The organism is Acetobacter sp. UBA5411, assembly GCF_002409645.1.
Classification (GTDB): domain Bacteria; phylum Pseudomonadota; class Alphaproteobacteria; order Acetobacterales; family Acetobacteraceae; genus Acetobacter.
The window spans coordinates 1-17,282 of record NZ_DHNR01000010.1 but is presented as its reverse complement, the minus strand read 5'-3'; the positions used below and the strand labels follow the sequence as shown (position 1 = coordinate 17,282).

The 17,282-nt window shown below is 61.1% G+C and carries 13 protein-coding genes; all 13 read right to left on the bottom strand.

From position 1 onward, the window contains the following. Positions 1-201 precede the first annotated feature (201 nt). Complete coding sequence (ligA, locus tag B3759_RS03660) at positions 202-2,289, bottom strand: NAD-dependent DNA ligase LigA (RefSeq protein ID WP_291363738.1); 2,088 nt, start codon at positions 2,287-2,289, stop codon at positions 202-204. Then, complete coding sequence (gene recN / locus B3759_RS03655; RefSeq protein WP_291363736.1) at positions 2,289-4,013, bottom strand: DNA repair protein RecN; 1,725 nt, start codon at positions 4,011-4,013, stop codon at positions 2,289-2,291. Before recN ends, ligA begins: the two co-directional genes overlap by 1 nt. Before the next feature lie 153 nt (positions 4,014-4,166). Next, a complete protein-coding gene (locus tag B3759_RS03650; protein WP_408736441.1) occupies positions 4,167-5,216 on the bottom strand; it encodes an outer membrane protein assembly factor BamD in 1,050 nt (349 codons plus the stop codon). Between the two features lie 132 nt (positions 5,217-5,348). Continuing rightward, the gene (gene lpxC / locus B3759_RS03645; RefSeq protein ID WP_291363734.1) at positions 5,349-6,365 is read right to left on the bottom strand and encodes a UDP-3-O-acyl-N-acetylglucosamine deacetylase; all 1,017 of its coding nucleotides are present in this window, start codon (positions 6,363-6,365) and stop codon (positions 5,349-5,351) included. Positions 6,366-6,598: 233 nt separating this feature from the next. Beyond that, entirely contained in the window at positions 6,599-8,110 is a 1,512-nt protein-coding gene (gene ftsZ, locus B3759_RS03640; RefSeq protein WP_291363732.1) for a cell division protein FtsZ, read from the bottom strand. Between the two features lie 110 nt (positions 8,111-8,220). After that, positions 8,221-9,597: a cell division protein FtsA gene (gene ftsA / locus B3759_RS03635; protein ID WP_291363731.1), complete on the bottom strand. Its 1,377-nt coding sequence runs from the start codon at positions 9,595-9,597 to the stop codon at positions 8,221-8,223. Then, positions 9,594-10,658: a cell division protein FtsQ/DivIB gene (locus B3759_RS03630; RefSeq protein ID WP_291363729.1), complete on the bottom strand. Its 1,065-nt coding sequence runs from the start codon at positions 10,656-10,658 to the stop codon at positions 9,594-9,596. The genes ftsA and B3759_RS03630 overlap by 4 nt, the downstream gene beginning before the upstream one ends. Further along, positions 10,655-11,638 carry a D-alanine--D-alanine ligase gene (locus B3759_RS03625; RefSeq protein WP_291363727.1) on the bottom strand — a complete coding sequence of 328 codons (984 nt, stop codon included), beginning with the start codon at positions 11,636-11,638 and terminating at the stop codon, positions 10,655-10,657. Before B3759_RS03625 ends, B3759_RS03630 begins: the two co-directional genes overlap by 4 nt. After that, positions 11,635-12,606, bottom strand: coding sequence for a UDP-N-acetylmuramate dehydrogenase (gene murB / locus B3759_RS03620; protein ID WP_291363725.1), 972 nt, complete (start codon positions 12,604-12,606; stop codon positions 11,635-11,637). Before murB ends, B3759_RS03625 begins: the two co-directional genes overlap by 4 nt. Then, entirely contained in the window at positions 12,603-14,030 is a 1,428-nt protein-coding gene (gene murC / locus B3759_RS03615) for a UDP-N-acetylmuramate--L-alanine ligase (protein WP_291363723.1), read from the bottom strand. The genes murB and murC overlap by 4 nt, the downstream gene beginning before the upstream one ends. Next, on the bottom strand, positions 14,027-15,259 hold the full coding sequence (gene murG, locus B3759_RS03610; RefSeq protein WP_408736440.1) for an undecaprenyldiphospho-muramoylpentapeptide beta-N-acetylglucosaminyltransferase: 1,233 nt from the start codon (positions 15,257-15,259) through the stop codon (positions 14,027-14,029). Before murG ends, murC begins: the two co-directional genes overlap by 4 nt. After that, a complete protein-coding gene (locus tag B3759_RS03605; RefSeq protein WP_099348268.1) occupies positions 15,241-16,410 on the bottom strand; it encodes an FtsW/RodA/SpoVE family cell cycle protein in 1,170 nt (389 codons plus the stop codon). The genes murG and B3759_RS03605 overlap by 19 nt, the downstream gene beginning before the upstream one ends. Further along, the coding region (gene murD / locus B3759_RS03600; RefSeq protein WP_291363718.1) for a UDP-N-acetylmuramoyl-L-alanine--D-glutamate ligase at positions 16,410-17,282 on the bottom strand (873 nt) is incomplete at its 5' end. The genes murD and B3759_RS03605, both read right to left, overlap by 1 nt.

The window sequence follows — 17,282 nt, the reverse complement described above, 5'->3', positions numbered from 1 at the left end:
CTCCGAGCGCGGTGATTCCGGCCATCTGTTCCTTCCCGGGAAAATCAGGCCTGAATACAGTCCGCGGGGAATTTATAGTTATTATTAAGTGCTCCGTTCCCGGGCGACAGCATCATGCCAGCTTGTAGCGGTTTCGGCAATTCGCTTTGCAACGAATATTGCCGGTGGACAGAGTCTGTTACAGAAATAAGGCAGAGATTTTTAAACTTCTGGTAATCCGGCCAGTTGTCGCCACCCCGTTTCATCGACTGTATCAATACCCAGTTCCTGCGCTTTACGGGCTTTTGAGCCAGCTTCCGCACCGAGCACGACAAGATCTGTCTTTTTTGAGACGCTGTCAGTGACTTTCGCTCCCAGACGCTCCGCCGTCGCCTTGGCCTCCGGACGTGTCATGGTCACAAGAGAGCCTGTAAAAACAATGACTTTTCCGGATAGCGCGCCGCCCGCCTCAACGATCTCATCCTCCACGGTCACGTAGGTCAGAAGATCATCCAGCGTCGTCTGGTTGTGAGGTTCGGCAAAGAAACTGACGATCTCGTCAGCAATGGCCGTGCCGATCCCGGTGATCTCGCCCAGTTCCTGACGTTCCTCGGAGCCGATGATCTGTGCCGCCTGCATCCGTTCGCGCAGATGCGTGAACGATCCGTAATGACGGGCCAGAAGTTTGGCGTTGTTTTCTCCCACGCGTCGGATGCCCAGCGCATAGATGAAACGGGGCAGGGAGATGGTTCGCCGAGTCTCAATGGCCTGACAAAGCTTCCGTGCCGAGGTCGCGCCCCAGCCTTCCCGTTTGGCAATTTCGTCTTCATGCGTCTCAAGGCGGAAAATGTCGCCCGGCGCTTTCACCATGCCGATGTCATGGAACTCGGTGATGCTTTTTTCGCCCAGACCATCAATGTCAAAGGCCATACGCGACACGAAGTGGATCAGACGCTCGACGACCTGCGCGGGACAGGTGAGGCCACCGGTGCAGCGGATGACCGCTTCGCCCGGAATCCGCTCCACGCTCGCACCGCAAGCCGGGCAGTGATCCGGCATGACGAACGGTGCATGTCGCTCATGGTTCTGTTCCGCGACGACTGCGACGATCTGGGGAATGACATCCCCGGCACGCTGAATCTGCACCAGATCGCCGACGCGGACATCCTTGCGCTCGATCTCATCCTGATTGTGCAATGTGGCGCGTGAGACGATCACTCCGCCGACATTGACGGGCTCAAGATGCGCCACGGGCGTCAGCGCGCCGGTGCGGCCAACCTGCACTTCAATGGCCAGAAGCCGGGTCACGGCCTGTTCAGCCGGGAACTTCCACGCCGTCGCCCAGCGCGGTGCCCGTCCAGCGAAACCGAGACGTTCCTGAAGCGCCAGATCGTCGATCTTGTAGACTACGCCGTCGATATCATAGGGCAACTCGGCCCGTTCCAGCGCGATCCTGTCGAAAAACGGCTCAGCCTCTGCAATACCTGCCAGCTTTGTGGAAAGCGGATTGACCGTGAAACCCCATGCGCGAAGCTGGTCGAGATAGGCGGAATGGGTCGCAGCGACTGGTCGGGACGAAAATCCCATCGCGTAAGCAAATAGGGAAAGCGGCCGACGGGCCGTCACCTTTGGATCAAGCTGGCGCAGGGAACCTGCTGCGGCGTTGCGCGGGTTGGCGAAAAGCTTGTCTCCCGCAGCCTCCTGCGCGGCATTGATGGCGAGAAATTCTTTCTTCCCCAGAAAGACTTCGCCGCGGATTTCGATCAGATCCGGCGCTTCACCCCTCAGACGGAGAGGGATGCTTTTCAGCGTCTTCAGATTGGCGGTGACGTCTTCACCTTCCGTGCCGTCGCCGCGTGTGGTGCCGCGTGCGAACCGACCGTTTTCGTAGGTCAGACTGATGGAGACGCCGTCGATCTTGGGTTCGCCGACAAAGGCGAGGGCAGCGGCCTGCACCTCATCAAGGCCCAGAAACCGCACGGCGCGTTTTACGAAGTCCTCGAAGTCGGCGCGGTCGAACACGTTGTCCAGTGACAGCATCGGCGCGAGGTGACGGTGTTTCTTGAAAGCGCTACTCGGAGCCGCACCCACCTGAAAGCGGGGGCTGTCCATACGTATCAGGGCAGGGAAGCGAATTTCGATTTCTTCATTGCGGCGGCGCAAGGCATCGAATTCCGCGTCCGAGACTTCTGGCGCGTCCTTGGCGTGATAGGCCTCGTTCAGACGGGCGATCAGAGCTGCCAGACGTTCCAGCTCGTGTTCGGCCTGTGCACTATCGAGCTGATCGACGGGAATATGCGCCGTGTCCATCACCGCTTCTCCAGAAGGCTTTCCGCGGCGGCGCGCGCGGCATCTGTTATGACGTCACCCGCCAGCATCCGGGCGATTTCCTCGCGTCTTTCCACGTCCGGAAGCGGAGCAGCGCTGGTCTGGGTCTGTCCGTTCCGTACCAGCTTGCCGATCCGCAGATGGTGGTCAGCCGCCGCCGCGACCTGCGGCGAGTGTGTGACGGTCAGGATCTGCATGTCTCGCGCCAGCCGGTGCAGGCGCTCGCCAATGGCCGCCGCCGTCGCGCCGCCCACGCCCGAGTCGATTTCGTCAAACACCAGCGTGCCGATGGAAGACCGGCCTGCCAGCACCAGACGGATGGCCAGCATCAGACGCGACAGTTCACCGCCAGACGCGACCTTGCCCAGTGGTCCGGGCGGCTGGCCGGGATTGGCGGCCAGCAGGAAAGTCGCCTGTTCCAGTCCGTGAGCGCTCCACTGTTCTTCGGCAAGGGGCGTTAGTTCCACCACAAAACGGGCGCGCTCAAGTTTCAGCGGCTTGAGTTCCGCCATGACGGCGGCCTCAATCTTCCGGGCAGCCTTGACGCGCTGGGCGGACAGATCTTCGGCGGCGGCAATAAAGGCTGCTTTCGCCGCTGCTGTCGCGGCTTCCAGTTCGACAAGGCGGGCGGTGCCTGTTTCAAGAGCGTTGAGTCGTTCCGTCAGCCGCTTGAGCAGGTCCGGCAGATCGGAGACCGACGTTTCAAACTTGCGGGCCGCCGCACGCAACGCAAACAGGCGTTCCTCGACCTGTTCCAGCAGACGGGGATCGGCGTCCTGATCGGCGGCCAGTCGGGTCAGCATGCTTTCCGCTTCGGAGAGCGCGACTTCAGCGGCGTCGAGCGCCTTGAGGGCTTCCTGCGCACCGGCCTGCTGCTGCTCGAATTCCGTATCCGGTTCATCGGTTTCCCGTCCGGGAGCGGGCAGGAGTCTGTGCAGGGCGCGACTGGCGGCGCGGAGAGCGGCGGCTGGACCGGAGTTGCGCCTGTCCCGAGGTGTCAGTTCCGCAAGAGCCGCCGCGACGGCCTCGCTGCGCCGTTCATTACGCTGGAGCGCCTGACGCTGCGCGGCGAGTTCGTTTTCCTCATCAGGCTGAGGGGCGAGGGAGGACAGTTCATCAATCGTGTGCCGCAGCCACTCTTCTTCCCGTGCGGCGGTCTCGATTTCCCTCTGTGCTGCTTCCAGAGTTTCTCGTGCCTCACGCCAGGTTCTATGGCAGGCGGCGACCTTGCGTCGTGTAGCGGCGGGGACGCCAAATGCATCGAGCAGATCACGGTGCGTCGTGGGGTCGGCAAGCCCCATCTGTTCGTGCTGTCCCTGAATTTCTACCAGCATTCCGGCCACACGGCGCAGCAGACCGATACCAATGGGCTGATCATTGACCCATGCGCGGGACCGTCCGTCGGCGCTCAGGATACGGCGCAGAATCAGGGATTCATCGCTCTCGGCGGGAACGCCCTGTTCCGAGAGAATGTTGCGCACGGGATGGTCCGCAGGCACCTCGAAGCTGGCTGTGACACGTGCTTCGCGGGCTCCCGCCCGGATCAGGCGTGCATTGGCGCGTTCTCCAAGGGCCAGTCCCAGACTGTCGAGCAGAATGGATTTTCCCGCACCAGTTTCACCTGTGAGTGCTGTGAGTCCGGGATGGAAAGACAGATCCAGCGCTTCGATGAGAACGACGTCGCGTATGGAAAGAAAGTTCAGCATTACGAAAGTCCGCTCCGACCTGTCTCCGCATGGAAGCTGGTGATGTAGCGGAGCCTGAGGGAGGAAATACGTGAATGTACGCCTGCCTGCCAGTCGGTGAAGGCCCGCATTTCAATGACAGGCACTGTTCACCTCAGTGATCCACATGCGGACTCAGCGGGCTGAGCCGCGTGCTCCTCTTTCGGAAGCGGGAACACCTGTGCGGGCAAGATTGCTTGTCAGCTCCGAGCCGTTGCCACCGTCATTGAGCTGGCTTGCCGATACGGGAGCGACAGGAGCCTTTGACAGGGAAGGCGGCGCGTCAGCACGTCCCTCGCCATGACTTGCGGACTGGGCGGGGCTCTGCGTCGGCATCGCCGGTGCCGAGATCAGCTTCCCCGGAGCCGGGGTCTTGCTTGAGAGAAGATGGTAGCTTTTCAGATCGCTATAGGCGTAGCGATACCACTTGCTGTCAGGATAGTTGTAGGCCAGAACGCCGCCGGTCCGACGTGCTTCATCCGTCAGGCCGAGGTCAAGATAGACTTCGACAAGGCGCTGGAGAGCTTCCGGCACATGGTTAGTGGTCTGGAAGTCCTGCACAACGCGCTGGTAACGACCAAGTGCCGCCTGATAGGCGCGCTGTTCCTGATAATAGCGACCGACAAGCATTTCCTTGCCCGCGAGATGATCGCGGCAGAGGTCGATCTTCAGTTGGGCGTCACGCGCATATTTTGTCTGAGGGAAGCGGGCGATGACGTCCTGCAGACGCGACATGGCTTCCGCCGTCATCTGCTGATCACGTGCAACATCGCCGATCTGCTCATAATAGCAGAGAGCCAGCAGATAGAAGGCATAGGCGGCGTCGGAGCTGGTCGGGTGCAGTTCGATAAAGCGATCAAGCTGCTGCGCGGCGTCCGGGTATTTGTTCTGGAGATAATAGGCATAGCCCGCCATCAGCTGCGAATTGGCGGTGTAGCCGGAATAGGGATAGTTCTGCTGGAGCGTTTCGAACTGTTTTGTTGCAGACAGATAACGCTGGGTGCGCAGGGCGTCGATGCCGTTGTTATAAAGCTCGTCTGCCGAGGACACTGTGGGGGCGGGTTTCTCGGCTGGCGATGTCTTGAACATCGAGCAGCTTGTCAGAAACAGGAGTGTTCCGCAGGCAGCTGCCGAAGCCAGACGCGACGTCACTCTGGGGGGGATGCGCGAGGTTGGCTGCGGCACGTATCAACTCACTGTCTGCGTGTATAATTATTGGCCGATTATAGCACGGAATACAGCGACGGAAAGGTGTTCAGTCCGTTCTGCGTGCTACATTGTTTGTACCGTTGTCCATCAGCAGGAACGGACGGACTTTCAGGCCGCCTGAAGCGATGCTGAAGCCTCTTTTCCGGTGCCTTTGACCTCGCGCCATGCGTTCCTGTCGGCAAAAAGCGCACGCAACAGCTGGTTGTTGAGATTGTGCCCGGATTTATAGCCCGTGAAGCTGCCGCGAATATGCGCGCCGGCAAGGAAAAGATCCCCCACGGCATCCAGCATCTTGTGGCGGACAAATTCGTCCTTCACCCGCAGGCCGGTCGGGTTCAGGATCTTGTCCTCATCGACGACGACCGCATTATCCAGTGAGCCGCCAAGCGCAAGACCTGCGGCCTGAAGAGCCGCAATTTCACGATGATTGGTGAAAGTGCGGGAGAACGCCAGTTCCGAACGGAACGATGCTTCCGTGAAGGTCAGATCCAGTGTCTGCCGACCGATGGCGGAGGCTGGAAAGTCGATTGTCATCGACAGCGGCATATCCGTCGCCGTTGAAGGGTACAGTTCGGTGAAAGCGTCTCCATCTTCCACGCGAATGGTCTTCAGAATCTCGATTTCACGACGTGGCGTCTCAAGCTGCGTGCGTCCGGCGCAATCAATGAGGAAGAGGAAGTCGGCGGAAGAACCGTCCAGAACCGGCACTTCCGGCCCATCCAGAAAGATGCGGGCATTATGGATGCCGTTGCCCGAGAGAGCCGACATCAGATGCTCAATGGTGGCCACACGGTTTCGCTTGTCGGACAGATCCCCGATGACCGTGCTCAGTCTTGTATCAATGACATGGTCATAAAGTGCGGGAATGGAGGCTGCGCCGGGAATATCCGTCCGCTGGAAAATAATGCCCGTATCAGCAGGAGCCGGTTCTATCCGTAGAGTGATCGTGCGCCCTGTATGCAGGCCGGTGCCCACACATTTTATGGGAGAACGAAGAGTATTCTGGCGCACTGCTACGACCGCTTTTGATAGTTTTGAATAGATGCTGAAAGTGGGTGTGGCGGATGAAAAGACCTCATCATCCCTCTCGAGCAGCGCGACGGGATCGGGACTGAAGCTTTCCATTGACATATCTCTCGGTCTGACTGGGGTTCTTGGAACCTGTATTTTGAAGCTTACAATACGCGGGAGGCATAATGGTTCCAGTCAATGTTTATTGCGTCGTATTACCGGGAGAAAAAAGATCTTCACCACGGACCGGTAGATCGTTTCGGAAGCCAATAAAGAGACTTTTTCAGTAAAAAAAAGGGGCCGTTAAGCCCCGATTTTCTGAAATGTCAGAGTTTTACGCAGATCTGTCAGGACGGACGGCGCATGAAGGCCGGAATGTCCAGACCATCATCACCCTGAGCAGGACGCACGGTCGGGCCTTCCTGCTGTTCGTTACGCTGGGCCGGCGTAACCTGCGGAGCCGGCTCCTGTCGTGTTTCGCGAGGCTCGGCAGCAGGGCGACGCAGCACGCCGGTCATGAGACCGAACAGGCTGCTGCGCGCCGGTGCTGGCTCAGGAGCGCGGGGAGCCGGAGCCGGTGAGCGCGTGTTGCTGGTGAACAACCCATCCCGTGGCGAAGCAGCCCGAGGCGTTGCGTTGGACGGTGCTGATTGTCCCGGAGCTGGCTGCTGATTGAAGTTCGGTGTCTGGCGCTGAGGCTGTCCGGCGGCGACTCCATTTGGATGACCGGCAGGCGGTGCATTACGGGCTGCCTGCATGCCACCACCGAACATTGGCGGCTGACCGCCTGCCTGCGGAGCATTCTGGGCAGCGTTGGCAGCAGCCTGTTCTTCCTGTTGCTGAGCGGCAGCGGCCTGTTCCTCGGCCTTCTGCTGCGCCTTGGAGGAAGGCATGTCGATGCCTGTGGCCACGACGGAAACACGGATCTTGCCATCCAGATCAGGATCAATCGCGGAACCGAAGATGATGTTGGCGTCTTCGGCCACTTCCTCGCGGATGCGGTTGGCTGCCTGATCGACCTCGAACAGCGTCAGATCATCACCGCCGGTGATGTTGATCAGCAGTCCACGGGCACCTGCCATTGAGGTGTCTTCGAGCAGCGGGTTCGAAATCGCGGCTTCCGCGGCAAGACGGGCGCGGTCTTCACCCTCGGCCTCGCCAGTACCCATCATAGCCTTGCCCATTTCCGCCATGACAGTGCGGATATCGGCAAAGTCGAGGTTCACGAGGCCCGGAGCCACCATCAGATCGGTCACGCCACGCACGCCCATATAAAGGACGTTGTCGGCCATCTTGAACGCATCCTTGTAGGTGGTGCGTTCATTCGCCATGCGGAAAAGATTCTGGTTGGGAATGACGATCAGCGTGTCGACATACTGCTGAAGCTCGGCGATGCCCTCTTCCGCAGCCTTCGCACGGCGCGGTCCCTCGAAGCTGAACGGCTTTGTCACCACGCCAACGGTCAGAATGCCACGCTCACGCGCCATCCGCGCCACGATCGGCGCCGCACCCGTGCCTGTGCCGCCACCCATGCCAGCCGTCACGAAGACCATGTGCGAGCCTTCAAGATGACGGGAAAGTTCGTCCGCCGCTTCTTCCGCCGCTGCCCGTCCAATCTCCGGCTTTGCACCCGCGCCCAGTCCCTGCGTCAGATGCGGACCAAGCTGAATGCGGCGATCTGCACGGCTGCTTGAGAGCTGCTGGGCATCCGTATTGGCCACCACGAATTCCACGCCTTTCAGATCGGCGAGAATCATGTTGTCCACGGCATTCGTGCCACCACCCCCCACACCGATGACCGTGATCTTCGGTGAGAAATCTGCATGGTGCTGCGGGGGAACGGTGAGGTTCAGAGTCATTTACACTTCCTTGGACGGGACCGGCGCTGGTGAGCCGCCATACTACATCGCGCGACTCGATGGGTGAATCAAAACTTATCCAACACTATAAACATATCGATGACAGCATGTCAGACGCGATCCCGGATGAAAGAGACCAAGCGGTTTAAAAAACCTGTCGGACGTTCTTCGCTGAACTCGATATCGCCAAAAGGGCGCTCCGCCGAGGCCGCCCAGGTCAGCAGACCCACGGTGGTGGAGAAGCTTGCAGTGGTGCAGGCGTCAGGCAGACCGATGACATTATGCGGACGACCGAGCCGGACGTGACGGTTCAGAATTCGTGCCGCGACGGAGCCAACACCGTCCAGCAGCGAGCCTCCGCCGGAGAGGATCACACGCCCGCCAGCCAGATGCCCCAGCCCGGCATTGTCGAGACGATCCCGGACCAGTTCGAAGGTTTCCTCGATTCTGGGGCGGATGATATCGCCCAGCGCCGCACGGGGAATCGCCTCGAACATCGGCATGTCCGCGCCCTGTCGCTCGATGCGGATGGTGACGCCGTCATTATCGGCTGAAAGATCAGCATGTCCGTGCATCGTCTTTAGACGCTCGGCGTTGTCCGTGGACGTTCCCAGACCGCGGGCGATATCGCGGGTGACATGCTCTCCGCCGATTCCGATCTGGGCGGTGTGCAGCAGCTGACCTTCTGCAAAAACGGCAAGAGACGTGGTGCCGCCACCCATCTCGATCACGGTGGTGCCCACCATACGCTGATCTGCGTTGGTGACCGCCAGACCGGCAGCCAGAGGGGCGGATACCAGAGCGTCAAGCTTCAGTTCCGCCCGTCCCAGCAGCGCATCCAGAGTCCGAAGCGCCGTCGAGGAGGCGTCGATCACATGCAGGCGGGCGCGAAGTTGCTCGCACAGATGCCCGCGTGGGTCGGTCACGCCGTCCGTCTCATCAACCGCAAAATCCAGCGGCAGAGTATGGATGACGGCGCGGCCTTCCGACTGCGCTTTCATCCGGCCTTCCGTGACAATTCGACGAATATCGTTGTCCGTGATTTCACGGCCGCCAATCGGCCAGTGAACATTGAACAGAAGGCTTTCCGGATGACCACAGGACAGGTTGACCACAACCTTGCCCAATGAACGCTCGGCTTCGCGTTCGGCATTGCCGACCACATGCCGGATGATGGCCTCGGCCGCTTTCAGATCGACAATCGCGCCGTTTTTGACGCCATTGGAGCGCAGCCAGCCATGACCCAGAACCCGCAATTTTCCGTTGGGTTCGCCCTTGCCGATCAGGCAGGTAATCTTTGTCGAGCCAATATCCAGAACACCGACCAGTCCACTGCGCCATGCACGCTGTTCCGGCTTGCCTTCAGCGAGGTTGAGCAGGCTGCCAGACGAATCCTGCGAGTCCGCGTGGTCATGTTCCCGGGGGCGCGATGCTTTTCTGGGAATCAGGGATTTGGAGGAGAGTCCGGAAACGATCAGATCGTTCATGCTGGAAGAGCTCCTCCGTTATTGTGGGCATGTTCGTTATCATCGTGGAAGGATGAAGGGCGTCTGTCACCCTCATCCGTGCGTTTCGGCTTTTTCGCAGGTGCAACCTTGGGAGTCGCCTCATCGTGAGCGACGGGAGCCTGAGACTGGCTATTGGATTTTGCCGTGTGGTCCTGATCTTCCGAGGCAGCAGCATCGCTCGCAGCCGGAGCCGGACGCTCCCGGATGGTCAGGCGGTCCGGCAGGCGCAGGTCGATGATTTCGACCGGACGATCCAGCAGGTCAAACCGTTTCTGAAGTTCTTCCAGTCGGGTCAGCGCCTGCGGTTCTGCCGCTTCAGGCAGATAGACCGAGGTTCCGTCTTTCAGCGTCAACGTCCAGCGCCGCATGTTGATCAGGGTAGCGGCTGTCATGTGGGCTTTTACATCCGGTGTTTTCGCCAGAGCATCCAGAAGCTCGGCCGCCGCATGATCAGCCCCTTCTCCAACAACAAGAGGGAGCTGCATGAACGCCTGAGCGTCCCTGCTGGTCATGCCCTTGTCCGGAACCGGGTTGCCGTCCCGGTCGATAGGCACGAACTGACCCTTGTGCTGCCAGATGGCGAAAGGGGGGCGTTCCGTGAGATGCACCACGATCAGTCCGGAGAATCGCCGCCCTACCGTAGCGTTCTCGACAAAGGGTAGATCGTTCAGGCGCTCACGGGCCGCCTTGACATCGAAGCCGAGCATCGGGTCACCGACCGACACGCCGAGCGCTTCATGGATGGCGTTCTGACTGGTGAGATTCGCTCCCTCGACCCGGATTTCCGTCACCTTGAGAGGAATTTCCGCCTCAATCTTCGCCTTGAGCGGACCAACAAGTCCCTGTGTTCCGTGCATGGACAGAAACACCCACGCTCCCACACCCAGCACGCCTGTAATGGCCAGAAACTTCAGCTTTCCCTTGTGACGGCGCAGAAAAAGGGCGACCGCCGACGGTCGATCCGCCTTGTTCGTGTGGCGGAAACGATCGCCGCTTCCTGCTTCGCGGCGTTCCGGAGAAGGCGAAGACGGTCGCTTCATCGGCGCGTGGCGTCCGCCCGACGGAGGGCGTCCTGCACCAGAAGGTCACAGAGTTCGGAATAGGAAATACCGCAATAGGCCGCCTGTTCCGGCAGAAGCGATGTTGGCGTCATGCCCGGCTGCGTATTGACTTCCAGCAGTACGATCTGTCCGTGTCCGTCACCTTTGGTGTCGTCATAACGGAAGTCGGAACGAGAGGCTCCAGAGCAGCCAAGAGCCTTGTGCGCAGCGACCGCCAGTTCGCAGGCGCGGGCGAAATCGTCCGGATGAATCTCGGCAGGCAGTGTGTGACGACTGCCGCCTGCACCATATTTGGCGGCATAGTCGTAGAAGTCATGACCGGACCCGGCGTTGGGTGTGATGTCGGTCACGGTCAGGGCGCGAGGACCGTCCGGCCCATCATCAAGGACGCCGACCGTGATTTCGCGACCGGGAATATACTGCTCCACCAGCGCCACTGGGCCGTAACGCCATTCTTCGACAACCTGCGCACGCTGGTTGGTGTTGCGCACGATGGAAACGCCGACAGACGAGCCTTCATCAAGTGGCTTCACCACGTAGGGCAGGGGGAGCGGGTCTTTCTCAGCCAGTTCATTGATTGAGACGACGCGCCCTTCGGCAACGGGAAGATCGGCCGTCATGAAAATCTGTCGGGACGCTTCCTTGTCCATGGCGTTGGCGGAAGCACGGAGACCGGAATGCGTGTAGGGCAAACCGAGCCATTCCAGCACGCCCTGAATGGCCCCATCCTCGCCAAAACGACCATGCAGCGCGTTGAAAACGGCAACAGGCTTCTGTGCCGCCAGACCGGCAACAACCGCCGCCAGATCACGGGTAACATCCAGACCCTGTGCGTCGTAACCAGCTTCCTTCAGAGCCGCGACCACGCCTTTGCCGGAGGACAGACTGACCTCGCGTTCTGCCGAGGCACCCCCCATCAGAACCGTAATCCGTCCCTTGTTCTGCTGTGGCGCGCTCATGCCGCATCTCCCTTTGTTTCAGAGGCTTTCAGCCCGATGCGCTTGATCTCCCACTGAAGATTGACGCCTGATTTCTCCAGCACACGCTTGCGGACTTCTTCGCCCAGCGCTTCCAGATCCGCCGCTGTCGCATCGCCGGTATTGAGCATGAAGTTGCAGTGCTTCTCGCTGATCTGCGCTCCGCCGATGGTCAGACCACGGCAACCCGCCCTGTCGACAAGCTGCCAGGCCTTCTTGTCACTGATATCGGGCGACGGGTTACGGAACGTGGAGCCGCCGGTTCGTGCCCGTACCGGCTGCGAACCTTCACGCGCGGCACGGATTTCCGCGATGCGGCCAGAGACGATGCTCTGTTCCGTCGGTTCGCCACGCAGACGCGCCCGCACCACCACAGCACCGTCCGGCAGGGCGGAGCGGCGATAGCCAAACCGTAACGCGGAGGCTTCAAGATGCAGTAGCGTACCGTCGCGGGAAACAATCTCGGCCCAGTCAAGCACCGTCGCCATGTCGGACCCATAGGCTCCGGCGTTCATGCGAACGGCACCGCCGATGGAGCCGGGGATGCCAGCCAGAAATTCAAGGCCGCCAAGACCCTTGCTGGCGGACGTCTCGGCCACCGTCGCATCAAGCGCTGCGCCACCTACAATCAGGCCGTTTCCGTCAACCTCGATGCCGGAAAAAGCACCGCCCAGACGGATCACCAGACCGGGAATGCCGCCATCACGAATGATGACATTCGAGCAGGCTCCAAGCGTCGTCACCGGGATTTCCGGTGAAAGACGCTGCATGGCTGTGACAAGGTCATCCGTGTCAGCGGGCTGGAACAGACATTCAGCCGGGCCACCAACGCGGAACCAGCTTCGTGCGCCCAGAGGCTGATTGACGGACACGCGTCCCCGCACATCGCCAAGCGAAGCGGCGATAACGTCGCCAGCCGTCAGGTGCGAAGAGGCGGGGGCGTTGGTCATGCCGCGCCTTTCTGCTTCGCCTGAAGCGCCAGAAGTTCGCTCGGCAGCGCATGTGCCCAGTTGGTGATGGTGCCTGCGCCGAGGCAGACGACATAATCGCCCGGCTTGGCCATGGCGTTGATCATCTCCGCCAGATGCGCCGGGTCGGTCAGCGGCACAACCGAGCGATGACCACGCTCACGCAGGCCCTCGACCAGTCTGTCGCGGTTGAAGCCTTCAATGGGATCTTCACCGGCGGCATAAACATCAGACACAATGACCGTGTCAGCGTCGTTCATACAGGTGCAGAAATCGTTGAACAGCATCTGCATGCGGGAATAGCGGTGCGGCTGCATCACGGCGATGACCTGACGCGCTCCAGCCTGACGGGCGGCCTTCAGCACGGCGGCGATCTCGACCGGGTGATGACCGTAATCGTCAATCACGGTGATGCCGTTCGCTTCGCCACAACGGGTGAAGCGGCGCTTCACACCACGGAAAGACGCCAGACCCGAACGGATGGTGGCGTCGTCGATATCCATCTCGGTCGCGACGGCAATGGCGGCGAGAGCGTTCTGCACGTTGTGGTTGCCGAGCATCGGCAGACGGAACGGACCGGCCTTGCGGGTGCGGCGACGGGTGCGATCGGTGATCTGCACTTCAAAGGTCGCGCCGAGCTTGTCGGTGATGACTTTCTCGGCCCGCACATCAGCCTGCGGCGAGAAGCCGTAGGTGACGACGCGATGGTCCGAAAGACGCGGGATCATCTGCTGAACGGCTGGATGGTCGATGCAGAGAACGGCAAAACCGTAGAACGGCACGTTGGAGACGAACTGGTCATAGCCCGCTTCCATCGCTTCCGCTGACCCCCAGTGGTCGAGATGCTCCGGGTCCATGTTGGTGACGACGGAAATCACGGAAGGCAGACGCAGGAACGAGCCGTCACTTTCGTCGGCTTCCACCACCATCCACTCGCCCTTGCCCATGCGGGTGTTGGTGCCGTAGGCCTCGATGATGCCGCCATTGATAACAGTCGGGTCGAGCTTGGACGCTTCCAGAACAGCGGCGATCAGGCTGGTCGTGGTCGTCTTGCCGTGAGTGCCGCCGACGGCGACGGACCAGCGCAGACGCATCAGTTCGGCGAGCATTTCCGCACGGCGCACAACCGGGATCAGGCGCGAACGGGCGGCGACCACTTCCGGATTGTCGCGCTTGACGGCTGTGGAAATCACCACAACCTGCGCCTGTCCGAGATTGGCGGCGTCATGGCCGATGGTGACTGAAATGCCGAGAGCCCGAAGACGCTGGACGTTCGCGCCATCGTTCATGTCCGAGCCCTGCACCTTGTAGCCCAGCATATGGAGCACTTCGGCGATGCCAGACATGCCGATGCCGCCGATACCGACGAAATGAATGGTACCGATTGTCAGCGGCAGGGCTCTCATGGCTTGGACTCCACAGTCGTGGCAGCGTGTCCCGAAGATGGCTGGGAAGACGCAGGGGAAGGGGGAATTGGCGAGGAATAGCGTCCACCGGACCCGTGATGCAAGGTCGTCTCGACCAGATCGGCCAGACGTTCCGCCGCATCCGGACGGCCCAGCTTTGCGGCGGCGGAAGCGGCGGCAGTGAGAATGCCCGTGTCGGTCAGCATCATGGTCAGCAGAGGCGTCAGGGCGTCCACGGTGAAGGTTGGCTGCCGGAAGAGCCAGGCTGCGCCAACGCCTTCAAGGGCTTGGGCGTTGGCGGTCTGTTCGTCACTCGCGGCGACCGGCAGCGGCACGAGAATGGAGGGACGACCGGCCACTTCCAGTTCCGCCACCGATGAACCGCCTGCGCGACCGATCACCAGATGCGCCTGCTGCATGAGTTCAGCCACATTCGGGAAGAAAGGGGCCAAGGTGGCGGCGATGCCATAGGATTCATAGGCCGTCCGAACCCGCTCGAGATCCTCGGCACGCACCTGCTGCGTGATCTGCAGGCGCTCACGAATGGCGAGCGGCAGGGCCGCCAGAGCGCCGGGAACGATATCGGAAAAGATCCGAGCCCCCAGCGAGCCGCCCCAGATCAGCAGATGAATGAGATCGCCCGGCGGTGTGTAGCCTTCGCCTGCAAGAGCGGCGATGGCGGGACGCACGGGCATGCCGGTCAGCGCGACGTGAGCGCCGGAAGGCAGCCCTTTGACTTCACTGAAAGACGTGCCGATCCCGTCCGCGAAGCGGGCAAGGAAGGCGTTGGCCTTGCCCAGAACGGCGTTGCCTTCATGCAGGATGATCTTCGGGCGCGATGAGCCGGGCAGAAGACGCGCACCGAGCAGAGGCGGGACGGAAGGATAACCACCAAACCCGACCACGGCAGCCGGGCGCAGTTTCGCCATGATACTGCGGGCTTCCTTTGCGCCACGCAGAAGGGCGAGACCACCTTTAAGCGCGCGGATCGGGCCGCGCCCTGCGACGCCCGCGCCCGGCAGGATGAACTGATCCGCCGTGGCGAAAACGCCGGAGGTGCGTTTACCCGCCCGCGCATCCGTCATCAGGGCGACACGGTAGCCGCGCCCGACCAGCACATCGGCGAGCGCCTCGGCGGGGAAAAAATGACCGCCAGTGCCGCCTGCCGCAATGACAATGGGACCGGTCGGGGAGAGGTTCGCCTGCGTGTTCATGTCGCTGTTTTCCATGTGCCCCGAGTGGTTTCCGTCAGTGAGCGGCTGAGCCTGCTTTGTCCCACACGCTGCCGCGTCAGCGCGAGCACCATGCCGATGGCCAGCGAGATCGAGAGCGCCGAAGAGCCGCCATAGGAAATGAACGGCAGCGTCATGCCCTTGGTCGGGATGAGATGCAGGGTGGAAGCCATGTTGACGAAGGCCTGCAACCCGAAGCCGGTGACAAGACCCGCCGTCGCCATGATCAGAAACGGATCGTCGTCCCGCAGCAGTCTCAGAAGCGCACGGATGACGATGGTCGCAAACACCGCGATGATGAACAGGCAGATCAGCAGACCGTATTCCTCACCCGCCACGGCGAACACGAAGTCGGCGTGGGCGTCAGGCAGCAGATCCTTCACACGACCTTCACCCGGTCCACGTCCAAGCAGGCCGCCATTACCGAAAGCGCGCAGGGCGGTGTCGATCTGGTAATGGTCGCCTACATCCGGGTGCAGGAAGCGCTCCACGCGGGAATGCACATGCGGGAACAGGAAGAAGGCCGCGATACCGGCCGCGATCATGATGCCGACACCGCCTGCGACCAGAATCAGGTTCAGCCCGTCCACAAAAAGCTGGGCCAGAAAGACGGCGGAGACAACGGTGAGCATCCCGATATCCGGCTGGGATTTCAGCAGGATCAGGATGACCGCGTAACAGGCGAGAGCCAGCAGCATCCCCGGAAAACGTCGGACTTCATGTCGTTTGGCGAGGAGCCATGCCGTCATCACGGCGAAGCACGGCTTGAGAAATTCTGATGGCTGCACGGACATCATCGGCAGCGCGATCCAGCGACGCGCGCCCTTGATCTCGATACCATGCACCAGCGTCATCGCCGTTGCAGCGATGGCGATCGCGCCGCCGATAAAGCCGAGCCGGATCACGCCCTTTCGGGAGAGCATCGACACAGCGATGGTCACGCATCCGGCAAGTGTGAGGAAGAAGACCTGCTTGAAGATGAACATGTTGCGCGATGCGCCGATACGCACAGCAACCGCAGGACTGGCGGCGAGCATCAGGATATAGCCGAAGCCGATCAGGATCCCCACGCAGGCCAGCGTCACATGGTCGACGCTGCGCCACCAGCGCCCGAGCGCAGAGTTGTCGATGCGGGAAAACCGGGCCATCAGGCGTGATCCTTCAGCGCGTGCACCAGTTCGGCAAAGCGGAGGCCGCGTGCCTCGAATCCCGGGAACTGGTCAAAACTGGCGCAGGCAGGGGAGAGCAGCACGACCTCGGCATCTTCCGTCTCGGCGACCTGACGTGCGGCGGGAACAGCATGCTCCAGATCGCCCACAATCTCGTAAGGCACCTTATGCGCGGCCAACGTTTCCGCCAGTATTGGCGCATCCTTCCCGATCAGGAAGGTTTTGGTGATCCGAGGGAAATACGGAACGAGATCGGCAATGCCGCCAGCCTTGGCCACACCACCCGCGATCCAGACGATCCTGCTGTAGCAGCCAAGCGCACGGGACGCTGCGTCGGCATTGGTCGCCTTGCTGTCATCGACATAGGCCACGCCGTTGATGTCCGCGACATGCTTCTGACGATGCGCCAGTCCGGCGAAATCTCCGATCCCGCTGGCCAGACTGCTGGAAGCGACACCGAGACGCAGCGCCATGGCGAGCGCCGCGCAGGCATTTTCGGCGTTGTGTGTGCCGGGTAATGTCTTGCCGGGCCGGGCGATGACCATGCCGTGGCTGACGACAGCGCCTTCATGTAGATGAAAATCAGCCGTCTCGTCATCCTGTCCCGAAATGGTCTCAACGGGAATATCCCGCGCTTTCACGCTGGCGGCGATATCCCGGCACCACGTATCACCGTTGCCGATGACGGCCAGATCGGAGCCGGTCATCCGGTCGAAGATATGGGTCTTGGCGGCGGCATAGCCTGCCATGTCGCCATGCCGGTCGAGATGATCCGGGGTCAGGTTCAGCAGGCAGGCCGTGTCGAAATGCAGCGTCGCCAGCCGCTCGAGCATGTAGGACGACATTTCCAG